Origin of the sequence: Spongiactinospora sp. 9N601, from assembly GCF_044326295.1 — a bacterium.
GTDB lineage: Bacteria > Actinomycetota > Actinomycetes > Streptosporangiales > Streptosporangiaceae > Spongiactinospora > Spongiactinospora gelatinilytica.
The window spans coordinates 48,537-63,170 of record NZ_JBIRBB010000014.1 but is presented as its reverse complement, the minus strand read 5'-3'; the positions used below and the strand labels follow the sequence as shown (position 1 = coordinate 63,170).

Here is a 14,634-nt window from a genome sequence, read left to right as displayed (position 1 = left end):
CTGATTTGGAGCGAATCCGTGGAAAATGCGGGCACCAGCCAGCTCGGAGAATCACTGTAGTGCCCGGGAGGGCCGGTCCCCTTATGGGGGGCGGGCGCCGCGCGGACAGACGTCCTGAAACAGGGGGTTTCACCGACTTTGTAGAGGGATTTCGTCCGGCCCGGTCACGCCTGCGGCGGGCCGTTCCGCGTAGCGAGGCTCGACCCGTTAGGGTCCGGTGTGGGCGGGAAACGCCAACCGGCGCCACCATACGACTAGATCCGGAGATCAAGCAGTTGAGCAGCGAACTCTTGCCGGCCCTTGAATGGAGCGACCTCGATCGGCGCGCGGTCGACGTCGTCCGTGCCCTGGCGATGGACGCGGTGGAAAAGGCCGGATCGGGGCATCCGGGCACCGCCATGAGCCTCGCCCCGGCCGCGTACCTGTTGTTCCAGCGCACGATGCGGCACGACCCCACCGACCCCGCGTGGGCGGGGCGTGACCGATTCGTCCTGTCGTGCGGCCACTCCAGCCTCACCCTCTACATTCAGCTCTTCCTGTCGGGTTACGGGCTGACCCTCGACGACCTCAAGATGCTGCGCCAGTGGGACAGCCTCACCCCGGGCCACCCCGAGTACGGGCACACGGCGGGCGTGGAGACCACCACGGGCCCGCTGGGGCAGGGCATCGGCAACGCGGTCGGCATGGCCATGGCCGCCCGCCGCGAGCGGGGCCTGTTCGACCCGGGCGCCGAGCCGGGCCAGAGCCCCTTCGACCACATGATCTGGTGCCTGGCCTCCGACGGCGACGTCCAGGAGGGCGTCAGCCACGAGGTGAGCGCGCTGGCCGGTCACCAGCGGCTGGGCAACCTGGTGGTCGTCTACGACAGCAACGACATCTCCATCGAGGACGACACGCGGATCGCGCTGTCGGAAGACGTCGGCAAGCGGTACGAGGCGTACGGCTGGCACGTCGTCACCGTCGACTGGACCGAGGGCGATGACTACAACGAGGACGTCGCGCGCCTGCACGCCGCCCTCGAAGAGGCCCGCGCCGAGACCGGCAGGCCCAGCCTCATCAAGCTGCGCACGATCATCGGCTGGCCCGCGCCCAACAAGCGCAACACCGGCGGCATCCACGGCGCGGCGCTCGGCGCGGAGGAGATCGCCGCCACCAAGAGGCTCCTCGGCCTGGACCCGCAGGTGCCCTTCGAGGTGCCGGACGACGTACTCGCCCACGCCCGCGAGGTGACCCTCCGCGGGCGCGAGGCCCGGCACGAGTGGGACAAGTCCTACCAGTCCTGGCGGACCGGCAACCCGCAGCGGGCGGCCGAGTTCGACCGGATCTCCGCGCGGCTGCTCCCCCAGGGCTGGGAGGAGGCGCTGCCGTCCTTCGAGACCGGCGGCTCGGTGGCCACCCGCAAGGCCTCGGGCGAGGTGCTCAGCGCCCTCGCGCCGGTGCTGCCCGAGCTGTGGGGCGGCTCGGCCGACCTGGCCGGGTCCAACAACACCACGATGAAGGGCGAGCCGTCCTTCGTCCCGGAGGAGTTCCAGACCAAGGCGTTCCCCGGTCACCCCTACGGCCGCACCCTGCACTTCGGCATCCGTGAGCACGGCATGGGCGCGATCCTCAACGGCATCGCGCTGCACGGCGGCACCCGCCCCTACGGCGGCACCTTCCTGGTGTTCTCCGACTACATGCGGCCCGCCGTGCGCCTGGCTGCGCTGATGAAGCTGCCGGTCACCTACGTCTGGACGCACGACTCCATCGGCCTGGGCGAGGACGGCCCGACCCACCAGCCGGTCGAGCACCTGTGGGCGCTGCGCGCCATCCCCGGCCTGGACGTCGTGCGCCCCGCCGACGCCAACGAGACGGCCGCCGCCTGGAAGGCCGTGCTGGAGCACACCGACCGGCCGGCCGCGCTCGCGCTGACCCGCCAGAACGTCCCGGTGTACGCCGAGACCGCCGACGCGGCGAAGGTCGCCAAGGGCGGCTACATCCTGCGCGAGGCGTCGGAGGGCCGGCCGCGGGTGATCCTCATCGCGACCGGCAGCGAGGTCCAGCTCGCCGTGGAGGCCCGCGACACCCTTGAGGCCAAGGGCGTCCCCACCCGGGTGGTCTCCATGCCGTGCGTGGAGTGGTTCCGCGCCCAGGACCGCGCCTACCGCGAGGAGGTGCTGCCGCACGACATCCGCGCGCGCGTGGCGGTGGAAGCGGGAATCGCCATGGGCTGGCGGGAGTTCGTGGGTGAAGAAGGGGAAGTGCTGAGTCTGGAGCACTTCGGTGCCTCGGCACCGTACCGGACCTTGTTCGAGCAGTTCGGCCTGACCGCCGACCGGGTGGTGGCCGCGGCGAACGCGAGCCTCGCGCGGACCGGTGCCGACAAGGGCGAGACGACGGGAAACTGATGATGAGCGAGATTCTGCAGAGGCTGGCCGGCCACGGCGTGGCCATCTGGCTCGATGACATCAGCCGCGAGCGGCTGCGCAGTGGAAACCTGGCCGACCTGGTACGCGACAAGAACGTGGTGGGGGTCACGTCCAACCCCACGATCTTCGCCTCGGCGCTGAGCAAGGGCGACGCCTACGACGGGCAGTTGCACGACCTGCGGGTCCGCGGCGTCGACGTGGGCGAGGCCGTGCGCGCCGTCACCACCTATGACATCCGCTGGGCGTGCGACGTGCTGCGCCCGGTCTACGACGCCACGGCGGGCCTGGACGGGCGGGTGTCCATCGAGGTCGATCCCCGCCTGGCGCGCGACACCGAGCGGACCGTCGCCGAGGCCCGCGCCCTGTGGTGGCTGGTGGACCGGCCCAACCTGTACATCAAGATCCCCGCGACGGTGGAGGGCCTGCCCGCCATCACCGCGGCGCTGGCGGAGGGCATCAGCGTCAACGTGACGCTGATCTTCTCGCTGGAGCGCTACCGCGCCGTGCTGGACGCCTGGCTGGCCGGGCTGGAGGCGGCCAAGGCCAAGGGCCTGGACCTGTCGCGGATCGCCTCGGTCGGGTCGTTCTTCGTCAGCCGGGTGGACACCGAGGTGGACAAGCGCCTGGAGGCGGCCGGCACCGACGCCGCGCGGGCACTGCGCGGCCGGGCCGCCGTGGCCAACGCGCGGCTGGCCTACGCCGCCTTCGAGGAGGTCATCGCCTCCGAGCGGTGGCAGGCGCTGGCCGCCGCCGGGGCCCAGCCGCAGCGCCCGCTGTGGGCCTCCACCGGCACGAAGAACCCCGACTACCCCGACACCCTCTATGTCGATGAGCTGGTCACCTCCGGTGTGGTCAACACCATGCCGGAAAAGACCCTCGACGCGGTGGGCGACCATGCCAAGATCGATGGTGACACCGTCCGCCCCTACTACGAGCAGGCATGGGACACCATGGCGGCCCTGAAGGAGGCGGGCATCGACTACGACGACGTCGTGCGGGTGCTCGAAGACGAGGGCGTGGAGAAGTTCGAGGCGTCCTGGAACGAGCTGATCGACACGGTGGCGGCCGAGCTTAAGAAGGCGTGAAGCCCAATGACGGTGACATTCGGTGACGACGCTGAGGCCGGACGCGCGGGCGACGCCGTACGCGCGCTCGCGGCCGAAGGCGTGCCGCAGGCCCTCGCGGCCGGAGACCCCAAGCTGTGGGGCGAGGCCGCGCGGGCCGAGGCGGCGATCCGGCTCGGCTGGCTGAACCTCCCGCTGACCAGCAGGGAGCTGCTGCCAGAGATCACCAACCTGGTGGAGAAGGCCCGCGCGGAGGGTCTGGACCACGTCGTGCTGGCCGGAATGGGCGGCTCCTCGCTGGCGCCGGAGGTGATCTGCTCCACGGCCGACGTCCCGCTGACCGTGCTGGACACCACCGACCCCGGCCAGGTCCGCAGGGCGCTGACCGACCGGCTGGACCGCACGATCGTCGTGGTCGCCAGCAAGAGCGGCGGCACGATCGAGACCGACAGCCACCGCCGGATCTACGAGAAGGCGTTCCGCGACGCCGGGATCGACCCGGCCGACCGGATCGTGGTCGTCACCGACCCGGGGTCGCCGTTGGAGCAGAGCGCCATCGAGGCCGGCTACCAGGTCATCCTGGCCGACCCCAACGTGGGCGGCCGCTACAGCGCGCTGAGCGCGTTCGGCCTGGTGCCGAGCGCGCTCGCGGGCGCCGACGTCGCCCGGCTGCTCGACGACGCGCAGGCGGTGCACGACTCGCTGGGCGCGAGCGAGGGCAACCCGGGCCTTGCGCTGGGGGCGGCCCTCGGCCAGGCCGCCCTGTCCGGCCGTGACAAGCTGCTGCTGGACGACCGCCTTTCGGAGATCAACGGGCTGCCCGACTGGATCGAGCAGCTCATCGCCGAGTCCACCGGCAAGGACGGCAAGGGCATCTTGCCCGTGGTGGGCGGCGACCCGACCGGCGCGCCCGACGAGTTCGTGGCCGGCATCGGCGGCGATGGCGGGGTGCGCGTGGACGGCCCGCTCGGGGCGCAGTTCCTGATCTGGGAGTACGCCACGGCGGTGGCCGGGCGGCTGCTCGGCATCGACCCGTTCAACCAGCCCAACGTGGCCGAGTCCAAGCAGAACACCGCGGCGATCCTTGCGGCGGGGTTCGGCGAGGAGAAGCCGGTCCTGGTGGACGGCCCGGTGGAGGTGTACGGCGCCGTGCCCGGCGAGCCGGGCGACCTGTCGGACGTGCTCACCGGCCTGCTGTCGGCCGTGCCCGGCGACGGATACCTGGCGGTGCTGGCCTACCTGGACCGCTGGGCCGCGTTCGACGTGGCCCAGCCGGAGGACGCCTCGCTCGACCAGCTCACCGAAGCGTGGACGGCGCGCGACCCGGCGACCCTGCGGGCGCTGCTCTCGATGCGCACCGACCGGCCGGTGACCTTCGGGTGGGGGCCGCGCTTCCTGCACTCCACCGGCCAGTACCACAAGGGCGGGCCGCAGAACGGCGTGTTCCTGCAGATCACCGGCGCGGTCACCGACGACGTCGAGGTCCCGGGCAAGCCGTACACCCTGGGCCGCCTGCAACTCGCCCAGGCCCTCGGCGACCTCGGCGCCCTGTCCGGCCGCGGCCGGCCGGTCGTCCGCCTCCACCTCACCGACCGCGTGGCGGGCGTCACGCACCTGCTCGCCGCCGCCCGCATCGAATGACCGACGACGACCTTCCACCCTTTCTCTGGAGAACAGGTAATGGATACAGAGCCGGTCGCTCCGGCAGATGAGGCTCGGACGGTGGCGGCTGCGGCGGCGGTGGCGGCCACCACCGAGGCCGTCGCCCGCGCCAATCCCCTGCGTGACCCGCGCGACAAGCGGCTGCCGCGGGTGGCCGGGCCCTGCGTGCTCGTGTTGTTCGGCGTCACGGGCGACCTGGCCAAGCGCAAACTGCTGCCGGCGATCTACGACCTGGGCAACCGGGGGTTGCTGCCCCCGGGCTTCTCCCTGGTCGGGTTCGCCCGGCGCGATTGGCAGGACCAGGACTTCGCGCGACTCACCCATGACGCGATCAAGGAGCACGCGCGTACGCCGTTCCGCGAGGAGGTCTGGAAGCAGCTTCGCGAGGGCATTCACTTCGTGCCCGGCGAGTTCGCCGACGACGGGGCCTTCGACGCGCTGGCGATGGCGCTGAAGGAGATCGACGAGACCAGGGGCACGGGCGGCAACTACGCCTTCTACCTGTCGGTGCCACCGAAGTTCTTCCCCAAGGTGGTCGAGCAGCTCCGCCGTACCGGCCTGGCCGACGCGCCGGAGGGGGCCTGGCGGCGGGTGGTGATCGAAAAGCCGTTCGGGCACGACCTGAAGAGCGCCCAGGACCTCAACGCGATCACCAGTGTGGTCTTCCCGGAGAGCTCGGTCTTCCGGATCGATCACTACCTGGGCAAGGAGACCGTCCAGAACATCCTGGCGCTGCGGTTCGCCAACAACCTGTTCGAGCCGATCTGGAACCGCGGTTACGTCGACCACGTGCAGATCACGATGGCCGAGGACATCGGCATCGGCGGCCGGGCGGGCTACTACGACGGCATCGGCGCGGCCCGCGACGTCATCCAGAACCACCTGCTCCAGCTCCTCGCGCTAGTCGCCATGGAGGACCCCACGTCCTTCGACGCCAACGCGCTGCGCAGGGAGAAGGAGAAGGTCCTCAAGGCGCTGCGGCTGCCCCAGGACCTCGCGCTGGGCACCGCCCGGGGCGCCTACACCGCGGGCTGGCAGGGCGGCGAGCCGGTGGTGGGCTACCTGGAGGAGGACGGCATCCCCGCCGACTCGATCACCGAGACCTACGCCGCGGTCAAGCTGGAGATCGCCAACCGGCGGTGGGCCGGCGTGCCGTTCTACCTGCGCACCGGCAAGCGGCTGGGGCGGCGGGTGACCGAGGTCGCGGTGGTCTTCCAGCGGGCGCCGCACCTGCCGTTCAGCAAGGACGACACCGAGATCCTCGGCCAGAACGCGCTGGTCATCCGGGTCCAGCCGGACGAGGGGATCACGGTCAGGTTCGGCTCCAAGGTGCCGGGCACGGCCATGGAGGTGCGCGACGTCAGCATGGACTTCGCCTACGGCGAGTCCTTCCTGGAAAGCTCCCCCGAGGCGTACGAACGGCTGCTGCTCGACGTGCTGATCGGCGATCCGCCGCTGTTCCCGCACCAGCGGGAGGTGGAGCTGTCGTGGCGGATCCTCGATCCGATCGAGCGGTTCTGGGCCTCCCAGGGCCAGCCGGAGGGCTACGCGGCGGGCACCTGGGGCCCGGCGTCGGCCGACGACATGATGGCCCGCGACGGGCGGGTCTGGAGGAGGCTCTGACATGACGAGCTTCATGATGAGCGGCACGAACGCCTCGAAGATCTCCGCACAGCTCACCATGCTCCGCCACCAGATGGGCGCGCCGGCCGTCGGCATGGTGCTGACGCTGGTGACGATCTGCGATGAGAGCAACCAGTACGACGCGGTGCGGGCGGCCACCGACGCGGCCCGCGAGCACCCCTCGCGCATCGTCGTGGTGATCGCCCGCTCGCGGGAGGAGCCGATCCGGCTCGACGCCGAGCTGCGCATCGGCGAGTCCACGCCGGGCGAGACGATCCTGCTGCGCCTGTACGGCGACCTGACCAGGCACGCCGAGTCCGTGGTGAGCCCGCTGCTGCTGCCGGACACCCCGGTGGTGGCCTGGTGGCCCGGCGAGTGCCCGCAGGTGCCCGCCAAGGACCCGATCGGGCTGCTGGCCCAGCGCCGGATCACCGACGCCAGGGCGTCCGCCGACTCGGTCAAGGCGATCATGAGCAGGTCCCGGGGCTACGTCCCCGGTGACACCGATCTGGCCTGGACCCGGATCACGCCCTGGCGCAGCCTGCTGGCCACCGCGTTCGACCAGCCGGTGGGCACGGTCGAGTCGGGTGTGGTGGAGGGCTCGCCCGGGCACGCCAGCGCGCCGCTGCTCGCGGCGTGGCTGTCGGAGCGGCTGGACGCGCCGATCGAGATCGCCGAGTCGGAGGGGCCGGGCCTGACCAGCGTACGGCTGGCGACCTCCGCGGGCGACGTGTCGGTGACCAGGTCCGATTCCCGCCTGGCCACGCTGGTCCGGCCGGGCCAGCCCGACCGCAGGGTGGCGCTCGCCCGGCGGCCGACCTCGGAGCTGCTGGCCGAGGAGCTGCGCAGGCTCGACCCCGACGACCTGTACGGGTCGGCGATCCGCCACCTGGCCGCCTGACCGCCCGCGAAACCACCTTGTGAAAGGCACCACCGTGAACCTGCCCGGCGTTGTCGTCCACCGGGACGCCGACGTGCTCGCCAAGGCCGTCGCCGCCCGCCTGATCACCCGTCTGGTGGACCGCCAGTCCGCCGCGGGTACCGCCTCGGTGGTGCTCACCGGCGGCGGGGTGGGGCACGCGACGCTCGCCGAGGTGGCCGCCACCCCGGCGCGGGACGCGGTGGACTGGCGGAAGCTGGACGTCTGGTGGGGCGATGAGCGTTTCGTCCCCACCGGGCACGCCGACCGCAACGAGACCGGCGCCCGCGCGGCGCTGCTCGACCACGTCGATCTCGACCCGGAGCGGGTACACGTGATGCGGGGGCCCGATTCGGGCCTTTCCGCCGAGGCGGCGGCCGACGCCTACGCCGAGGAACTGCGCCGGGCGGCCCGTCCCGAAGACCACGGGCCGGTGCCGTCGTTCGACGTGCTGTTGCTCGGCATGGGGCCGGACGGGCACGTGGCCTCGCTGTTCCCCGAGCTGCCCGCCCTGTACGACGAGCGTCCGGTGGTGGCCGTGCACGGCTCGCCCAAGCCGCCCCCGACGCGGATCTCGCTGACCCTGTCGGCGATCAGGGCGGCCAGGGAGGTGTGGGTGATCGCGGCCGGCGAGGCGAAGGCGAAGGCGGCCCGCCTGGCGCTGTCGGGGGCCGGGCCCATGCAGGTCCCGGCCGCGGGTGCGCGCGGCGGGCGGACGCTGTTCCTGCTGGATCGCGCCGCCGCCGCCAAGATCCCGCCGGACCTCGGCCGGTTCGCCGTCGTCGCCTGAGCCCCGCCGTACCGGGTCGTCAGGCCGGGGTCGCGGTCAGTGCGTCGATCTCGGCGTGGATCGCCCGCTTGCCCGCCTCGTCCAGGAACGACGCGTTCACCGCGTTGCGGGCGAGGGCGGCCAGGTCGGCCTCGCCGAGGCCGAAGACCTCCGCGGCCACGTGGTATTCGCGGCTCAGCGTGGTGCTGAACATCGGCGGGTCGTCGCTGTTCAGCGTGACGTACAGGCCCTCGCCGAGCAGTGCGGGCAGCGGGTGGGCGGAGATGTCGGCGACCTGGCCGGTGCAGACGTTGGAGGTCGGGCAGACCTCCAGCGGGATCTGCGTCTCGCGCAGGTGCGCCACCAGCCTGGGGTCGGCCAGGCAACTGATCCCGTGGCCGACGCGCTCGGCGGCGAGCCCTTCGATGATCTCCCAGATGGTCTCCGGGCCGCTCATCTCGCCGCCGTGCGGCAGGCTGTGCAGGCCGGCGGCGCGGGCCGCGCGGAAGGCGTCCCGGAAGGCGTCCCGGTGCGGCGGACGGCTCTGCTCGATCCCGGCCAGGCCGAGCCCGATGAGCGCGGCGGGCGGGTGGCCGAGCGCGTGGTCGAGGGTGATCTTGACGGCCTCTTCGGCGTATTCGCCGGGGATGTCGAAGATGTAGGCCACGCTCACGCCGTGCTCCTCGGCGGCCGTGCGGGCGGCGATGTCCAGCGCCTCGGTCACCGCGGCGGCGGGCATGCCGACGATGTGGTGCGCGTACGGCGTGACCTGCAACTCCACGTGCCGGCCGCGCTGCGCGGCGAGGTCCCTGGCCAGGCCGGTCACCAAGGTGGCGACGTCCTCGGGCTCGCGGACCAGCGCGTTGACGGCCATGTAGATCTCGGCGAAGTGCGGGAAGTCGCGGAAGGTGTAGAACGCCCGGAGTTCTTCCTCGTTGGTGGGGACGCCGCTGCCCGGGTGGCGGCGGGAGAGTTCGAGCACGGTGGGCACCGAGGCCGAGCCCACGAGGTGTACGTGGAGCTCGACCTTCGGCAGTGCGTCGATGAATTCTTCGGTGGTTCGTACGTCCATTCGGCCGACCCTATGCACCCTTATCCCTACAAAGCGAGACATGGAGCCGGTATCTAACATCAGATTGTCAGAATTTCCAGCGGTACAGCTTGGTGCCCCTGGTGTAGTAGAGGTCGCCGTCCCGGCCTTCGGCAAGGTGGGACACGCCGTCGCCGGTCAGCCGCTCACCCTTCAGCGCGCGCAGGTCCAGCCGCCACAGCGAGCCCGCCATCGAGGCGTAGGCCGCCCTGGCCGCCGCGCGCCGCCACGGGTTGCCGCGGTTCGTGCACGTGAGCACGATGGCGGTGTTCGGCGACTACGGTGTCCGGCCGGTGGACGTGACCCGGCCGCCGGAGGCGAGCGAGCCGTACGGGCTGTCCAAGCGGCTGGCCGAGGAGGTCTGCCGCACCTTCGCGGCGGGCGGCGGCATCACGGCGCTGTCCCTGCGGCCGGCCTACCCGCCCCCGGACGCCGACTGGCCGCTGTGGCGCCCCCCGGCCGGCCGCCCGCCGCGGCGGCTCACTCTGGCGGACGGCACGCCGATCGCCGCCCTGGCCGCCACCGGCACCGCGGCGGCGCTGGAGGCGGCGCTGCGCTACGAGGGCCCCTGGCGCGGCTTCGCGATCACCGCCGCCCCGGCGACCGTGACCGGCGACGACACCCCCGCCGCCCTCGGCCGGCGCCCGTCCAGAACGACCCGGCAGCCCGCCGGCTCCGCGTGACAGGTCCGGTCCCGGCCCTCCGCGAAAGACGCCCTGGCATGGCCGGAGGCGCGGGGCCGCGCCGAACGGCACGGACCTCTCCGGGAAAGGCGCGCCCTGAGTAACGGCAGGGACCGTCCAGAAGGGGCGTCCGCCGCGAACGACGCCCCCGGCCGCCGGGGAGTCCGCGCCCGCCGTACCGGGTGGGGTCAGCGGGAGGCCGCGGGGAGGACCTTGGCCAGGGCCTCGGCCACCTGGGTGGCCGCGCCGGGTTCGGCCATCAGCATGGACTGGCGCACCCAGACCACCTCGGCCGCCGCCTTCCCGGCCGCCGGGCACGGCCCGGTCCGTACGCCTGCCGCGTGCAACGCCGGCAGGGAGCCGAGCGGCGGGTAGCCGCCGTCCAGCGGCACGCCCTCGGCGGCCATCGCCCTCAGCAGGAAGTCCCGGTCCACAGGGACCTCCAGGCGGAGCATGAGCAGGAGCCGGGAGTCCGCCGTGGTGCCCTCGGGCCGGGGCACGGCCCGCACCGGCAACCCGGCCACCGCGCGCAGTTCGCCCGGCGAGGTCTCGGCGAAGTCGATGGCGACCGGCAGGCCGAGTTCCGCGAGCCAGTCCAGCGCGGCGGGACCGGTCAGCTCGAAGCGGTGGCGGGCCGGGCACAGCCGTACCATCCGGACGCCCCAGGCGGCGACGTCCCGGGGGCGGTCCGGCGCGTCCGCCCCCGGTACGCCGGGCAGTACGACCGGCACGGGGATCAGGCGAGGGTCATCGAGCCGCAGGAGGGCGTCGTTGCCATCCTGGGCGTCGGCGTAGAGGCTCAGCGTGTGCGTGACCCAGGCCGCCTCGATACCGAGCCGGTCCATCTCCGGCCGCGGATCCTCCGGCAGGTCGTCGAACGGCACCGGCCCGGCCAGCCGGTGCGCGTCCACCACCCGGCACGAACTCGATTTCGGCACAGACCGAAACTGGTCCTGTGCCACAGCCTCGGTCAACGCCCCGGGCAACCTTTTCTCCCGCGGCTCTCGTCTAGACCTGCGACAGACTGAGGACGGCGAACGCCGGAGGAGACGGACTAGGAATGGACGACGACGACTTCGAGGATTTCGTCCGCGCTCGGACCACCTCGTTGCTGCGCTCGGCGTACCTGCTGACCGGCGACCAGCACCTGGCTGAGGACCTGGTGCAGTCGGCGCTGGCCCGCACGCACGGGGCCTGGCGCAGGCTGCGGCGCAGCGGGAACGCCGACGCCTACACACGGAGGACGATGTACAACCTCCAGGTCAACTGGTGGCGGCGACGGCGCTTCACCGAGACCGGCCTGGATGTCGCGCCCGAGCGCGCCCATCCGGACGGGACGGATGAGGGCGCGCTCCGCATGGACCTGCGGCGGGCGCTGCTGTGCCTGCCGCCGCGCCAGCGGGCCGTGCTCGTGCTGCGCTACCTGGAGGACCGCTCCGAGGCGGAGGCCGCGGACCTGCTCGGCTGCACGGTCGGAACGATCAAGAGCCAGGCCGCCAAGGGCCTGGCCAGGCTCCGCCGGGAAATGCCCGGCGTCCTGGACGCACAGGAGGTGAACCGCTGATGGGGGACATCGACACCGAGCGGCTGCGCTCCGCCATGCGGGGGCTGGCGGACCAGGCGCACCCTTCCGACCTGAGCGGGCGCGTTCGCGCAACGTCCCGGCGGCGCCGTACCCGGCGTATCGCGACCGTCGCGGCCGGCTGCGCCGCGGCGCTGGCCGTGGCCGCCGGAAGCCTCTCCGCGCTCACCCCGCCGGACGTGGAAGACAAGGTCGTACCGATGCCGCCCTCCGACTCGGGGCTGCATGTACCGCCGACCCGGCAGGAGGGCGGCAAAGAGATCATGTCACTGGTCCTGCCCGACCGCACCAGGGTCGATGTCAGCTACCCCGCCGGCCTGCGGCTGGCCGCCATGGGCTGGACCGCGCTGCGTAGCCCCAGCGGCGGTGACGGCTGCTGCTTCGCCACCCGCCGGTTGAACGACGGCGCCCGCCGCATCGGCACGGCGAAGGACGCCAAGGGGCGCGTGCTGCCGATCTGGACGGCCAGGGAGACGACCGGCGAGGAGTCCGACACCGTCGCGACCTACGCGCAGGTCGGCCGCTGGTACGTGCACCTGACCGGCAAGCCTCCCGGCTGGAAGGCGTTGCGCAAGCTGGCCGGCGGTCTGGTACTGGAGGAGACCCGTGAGGGCTTCCTGGTGATCGACGCCGAAAGGCCCGGATTCCTGGCGCGGAACGACAGCGCGGAGGGGGACGTGTGGGCCCAGGGCCCGAAACTGGAGTCCAACGTGGTCTTGAAGCGCGGGCTGACCCGTGTCATCGAGGTGCAGCGGGTCGACAGGTGCGTCACGGTGGAGCAGGTCGGCATGGAGCTGACCGGGCGTCAGACCTGCCGGGACGGCGTGGCCGTGCGGTTCCTCGCGGCCAAGACCGACCAGGACTGGATCCGCCAGGTATGGAAGGGCCTGCGCATCGAAAAGGTGTACTGAGCCTCCCCCGCACCCCTGGCCTCCGCGGCAAGCCGCGGAGGCCAGGGGGCATTTAGGGTCATGACCGATATAGGGAGTCCGGGCGACGGGGGCGGGATGACGGCTTTCGACTCGGAGGCACTGCTCGGCGACCTCGCCGTGAGCCTCGACATCGACGTGCTGGTCGGCGCGTACCCCGACCGGGAGGGGCCGGACGGCACGCCGGAGGCGGTGCGCGGGGTGCTCGGCCGCCACCGGAACGCCGCCGGGGCGGTGGCGAGCCTGCGGGCGGCGCTGTTCGACATGAGGTCGGGCAACGACGAGGTGCTGGCGCTGCCCCGCCCGGCATTCGTGCCGGTCGGGACCGTGGACCTGCGCGACCCCGTGGGCAGCGCGGCCGAACTCGAACGGCTGGCCGCCGCGTCCGTCCGCGCCGTCCGGCTCTTCCCCGACGAGCAGGGCGTGGAGGCGGGCTTCCCCTCGGTGCGGCACGTCGTGAAACGGGCCACCGCGTTCGGCATGACCATCCTCACCGGCGGCGACGTGCGGCGGTTCTGGGCCCCGTGCGGCGGCGTCGGCGCCACCGTGGTCTTCCTGGACACGCACTTCTACCACCTCGGCGACTTCCTGGTCGCCGCCGCCGACGAACCGGGCTTCCACACCTCCACCCGGCTGCTCAACTCCCCCGACGCCCTGGAGATCGCGCTGCACGCCGTCGGCGCGGCCCGCCTGCTGTTCGGCTCGCGCGCCCCGCACGCCGAACCGCTGGTGCCGCTGCTGCGGCTGGCCACCAGCGGGCTGACGCCCGCGCAGGCCGCCGCGGTGGCCGGTGGCAACGCCGCCCGCCTGCTGGGGGCCGCCGCGTGATCATCGACGTGCACGCCCACTGGGGGCCGCGGTTCTTCACGATGGACGTGGCCGGGGCGACCCACGCCGCGATGGACCGCTACGGCATCGACGTGGCGATCGTGTCGGCCACCGAGGCGGTGATCTACGACGCGCCCGCGGGCAACCGCGCGCTCGCCGCCGCCATCGCCGGCGACGAACGGCTCTACGGATACGTCACCGTGAACCCGCGCCGCCTCGCCGAGACCGAGCGCGACCTGCGCGAGTACCTTTCCACCGGCCGGTTCGCCGGTATCGAGATCCACACCGACTACACCGGATCGCCGATCACCTCCCCGCAGACGCGTGACGCGCTCGCCATGGCCGCCGAGTTCGGCTGCCCGGCGCTGGTGCACACCTGGGGCACGTCGGTACTGGACCTGTCCGAGGTGTGCACGGCGACCCCGGGACTGCAGGCCATCGCCGGGCCACATGGGCGCGGACGGCCATCGGCACGCGATCGAGGCGGCGCGCCACTGCGACCGGCTCTACCTGGAACCATGCTGGTCGCACGCGCCCGGCGGGCGGTTCGCCCGGGTCGCGGCGGAGGTGGACGCGAGCCGGCTGCTCTTCGGCACCGACGCAACGCTGATCGACCCGGCCTCGGCGTTCGGCGCGGTCGCCGCCGCCGGGCTCACCGAGGCCCTCGCCGAAAGGGTCGCCTGGCGCAACGCGGCCGAGCTGTTCGGCCTGCCTATCCGGCCCTGAGCAGGTCGAGCAGGGCAGCCGTGGGTCCTTCGCCCGGCAGCGGCGGGCCGTACGGGTCGTGCGCGTGCGAGGCGGGGATGCGGCCCTCGGCGGCGGCCAGCCAGAGCATCCGCTGGACGTAGCCCTCCATCCCCGCGGTGAACTTCGCGGCGGCCAGCCGGTCCAGCCGCAGGGACGCCTCGGTGAAGCGGGGCAGGTCGTCACCCGCGAAGGCGCGCAGTACCTCGGCGGTGACGCCGACCGCCGCCGCGCCCAGCCCCACCAGCGCCGACTCGGCCCCCCACAGCAGGGAGGGGGCGAACATCCGGTCCTCGCCGGTGATCGCCAGCCGGCCGCGGCCTCGCGGGCGAT

Annotated in this window: 16 protein-coding genes; 11 read left to right on the top strand and 5 right to left on the bottom strand. The window is 72.7% G+C overall.

The genetic code is table 11. The annotated features are described in order from the left end of the window. The first annotated feature begins 353 nt into the window (after positions 1–353). Genes tkt through pgl form a run of 6 tightly spaced genes read left to right on the top strand, consistent with a single transcriptional unit; the run spans position 354 to position 8,466 of the window. Entirely contained in the window at positions 354–2,387 is a 2,034-nt protein-coding gene (tkt, locus tag ACH34R_RS30385; protein ID WP_397565166.1) for a transketolase, read from the top strand. Positions 2,388–2,389: 2 nt separating this feature from the next. Next, complete coding sequence (gene tal / locus ACH34R_RS30380) at positions 2,390–3,493, top strand: transaldolase (protein ID WP_397564951.1); 1,104 nt, start codon at positions 2,390–2,392, stop codon at positions 3,491–3,493. A gap of 6 nt (positions 3,494–3,499) precedes the next feature. Next, positions 3,500–5,113, top strand: a complete 1,614-nt coding sequence (locus tag ACH34R_RS30375; protein WP_397564950.1) for a glucose-6-phosphate isomerase — start codon at positions 3,500–3,502, stop codon at positions 5,111–5,113. A 39-nt stretch (positions 5,114–5,152) separates the two neighbouring features. Continuing rightward, the gene (zwf, locus tag ACH34R_RS30370) at positions 5,153–6,757 is read left to right on the top strand and encodes a glucose-6-phosphate dehydrogenase (RefSeq protein WP_397564949.1); all 1,605 of its coding nucleotides are present in this window, start codon (positions 5,153–5,155) and stop codon (positions 6,755–6,757) included. Position 6,758: 1 nt separating this feature from the next. Beyond that, the gene (locus ACH34R_RS30365) at positions 6,759–7,658 is read left to right on the top strand and encodes a glucose-6-phosphate dehydrogenase assembly protein OpcA (RefSeq protein ID WP_397564948.1); all 900 of its coding nucleotides are present in this window, start codon (positions 6,759–6,761) and stop codon (positions 7,656–7,658) included. Positions 7,659–7,692: 34 nt separating this feature from the next. After that, positions 7,693–8,466, top strand: coding sequence for a 6-phosphogluconolactonase (gene pgl / locus ACH34R_RS30360; protein ID WP_397564947.1), 774 nt, complete (start codon positions 7,693–7,695; stop codon positions 8,464–8,466). A 19-nt stretch (positions 8,467–8,485) separates the two neighbouring features. On the opposite strand, the gene add is transcribed toward pgl, so the two are convergent. Then, positions 8,486–9,517: an adenosine deaminase gene (gene add / locus ACH34R_RS30355; protein WP_397564946.1), complete on the bottom strand. Its 1,032-nt coding sequence runs from the start codon at positions 9,515–9,517 to the stop codon at positions 8,486–8,488. 67 nt (positions 9,518–9,584) lie between these two features. Next, positions 9,585–9,794 (bottom strand): hypothetical protein, encoded by a 210-nt coding sequence (locus ACH34R_RS30350; RefSeq protein ID WP_397564945.1) that lies wholly within the window; start codon positions 9,792–9,794, stop codon positions 9,585–9,587. Position 9,795: 1 nt separating this feature from the next. On the opposite strand from ACH34R_RS30350, the gene ACH34R_RS30345 reads away from it, so the two are divergent. Beyond that, positions 9,796–10,218, top strand: a complete 423-nt coding sequence (locus ACH34R_RS30345) for an NAD-dependent epimerase/dehydratase family protein (RefSeq protein ID WP_397565165.1) — start codon at positions 9,796–9,798, stop codon at positions 10,216–10,218. Between the two features lie 188 nt (positions 10,219–10,406). Here the strand turns inward: ACH34R_RS30345 and ACH34R_RS30340 are convergent, their stop codons facing one another. Further along, a complete protein-coding gene (locus ACH34R_RS30340) occupies positions 10,407–11,156 on the bottom strand; it encodes a hypothetical protein (protein WP_397564944.1) in 750 nt (249 codons plus the stop codon). A gap of 122 nt (positions 11,157–11,278) precedes the next feature. On the opposite strand from ACH34R_RS30340, the gene ACH34R_RS30335 reads away from it, so the two are divergent. The 3 genes from ACH34R_RS30335 (at position 11,279) to ACH34R_RS30325 (ending at position 13,557) form a co-directional block, all read left to right on the top strand. Further along, a complete protein-coding gene (locus ACH34R_RS30335; RefSeq protein ID WP_397564943.1) occupies positions 11,279–11,782 on the top strand; it encodes a SigE family RNA polymerase sigma factor in 504 nt (167 codons plus the stop codon). After that, positions 11,782–12,711 (top strand): hypothetical protein, encoded by a 930-nt coding sequence (locus ACH34R_RS30330; RefSeq protein WP_397564942.1) that lies wholly within the window; start codon positions 11,782–11,784, stop codon positions 12,709–12,711. The genes ACH34R_RS30335 and ACH34R_RS30330 overlap by 1 nt, the downstream gene beginning before the upstream one ends. A gap of 96 nt (positions 12,712–12,807) precedes the next feature. After that, entirely contained in the window at positions 12,808–13,557 is a 750-nt protein-coding gene (locus tag ACH34R_RS30325; RefSeq protein ID WP_397564941.1) for a hypothetical protein, read from the top strand. A 289-nt stretch (positions 13,558–13,846) separates the two neighbouring features. Here ACH34R_RS30325 and ACH34R_RS30320 read toward each other — a convergent pair whose 3' ends face one another. After that, positions 13,847–13,996, bottom strand: coding sequence for a hypothetical protein (locus ACH34R_RS30320; RefSeq protein ID WP_397564940.1), 150 nt, complete (start codon positions 13,994–13,996; stop codon positions 13,847–13,849). 11 nt (positions 13,997–14,007) lie between these two features. Between ACH34R_RS30320 and ACH34R_RS30315 the strand changes: the two genes are divergently transcribed. Further along, the gene (locus ACH34R_RS30315) at positions 14,008–14,283 is read left to right on the top strand and encodes an amidohydrolase family protein (RefSeq protein ID WP_397564939.1); all 276 of its coding nucleotides are present in this window, start codon (positions 14,008–14,010) and stop codon (positions 14,281–14,283) included. On the opposite strand, the gene ACH34R_RS30310 is transcribed toward ACH34R_RS30315, so the two are convergent. Continuing rightward, entirely contained in the window at positions 14,270–14,587 is a 318-nt protein-coding gene (locus ACH34R_RS30310) for a hypothetical protein (protein ID WP_397565180.1), read from the bottom strand. The two genes, ACH34R_RS30315 and ACH34R_RS30310, sit on opposite strands and share 14 nt — an antisense overlap. Positions 14,588–14,634 lie beyond the last annotated feature (47 nt).

Bases quoted from the DNA above. Each gene is read 5' to 3' on its own strand.
- tkt (WP_397565166.1), top strand. From the start codon at position 354: ATGGACGCGGTGGAAAAGGCCGGATCGGGGCATCCGGGCACCGCCATG.
- tal (WP_397564951.1), top strand. From the start codon at position 2,390: ATGAGCGAGATTCTGCAGAGGCTGGCCGGCCACGGCGTGGCCATCTGG.
- ACH34R_RS30375 (WP_397564950.1), top strand. From the start codon at position 3,500: ATGACGGTGACATTCGGTGACGACGCTGAGGCCGGACGCGCGGGCGAC.
- zwf (WP_397564949.1), top strand. From the start codon at position 5,153: ATGGATACAGAGCCGGTCGCTCCGGCAGATGAGGCTCGGACGGTGGCG.
- ACH34R_RS30365 (WP_397564948.1), top strand. From the start codon at position 6,759: ATGACGAGCTTCATGATGAGCGGCACGAACGCCTCGAAGATCTCCGCA.
- add (WP_397564946.1), bottom strand. From the start codon at position 9,517: ATGGACGTACGAACCACCGAAGAATTCATCGACGCACTGCCGAAGGTC.
- ACH34R_RS30345 (WP_397565165.1), top strand. From the start codon at position 9,796: ATGGCGGTGTTCGGCGACTACGGTGTCCGGCCGGTGGACGTGACCCGG.
- ACH34R_RS30335 (WP_397564943.1), top strand. From the start codon at position 11,279: ATGGACGACGACGACTTCGAGGATTTCGTCCGCGCTCGGACCACCTCG.
- ACH34R_RS30330 (WP_397564942.1), top strand. From the start codon at position 11,782: ATGGGGGACATCGACACCGAGCGGCTGCGCTCCGCCATGCGGGGGCTG.
- ACH34R_RS30325 (WP_397564941.1), top strand. From the start codon at position 12,808: ATGACGGCTTTCGACTCGGAGGCACTGCTCGGCGACCTCGCCGTGAGC.
- ACH34R_RS30320 (WP_397564940.1), bottom strand. From the start codon at position 13,996: ATGGCCTGCAGTCCCGGGGTCGCCGTGCACACCTCGGACAGGTCCAGT.
- ACH34R_RS30315 (WP_397564939.1), top strand. From the start codon at position 14,008: ATGGGCGCGGACGGCCATCGGCACGCGATCGAGGCGGCGCGCCACTGC.
- ACH34R_RS30310 (WP_397565180.1), bottom strand. From the start codon at position 14,587: ATGTTCGCCCCCTCCCTGCTGTGGGGGGCCGAGTCGGCGCTGGTGGGG.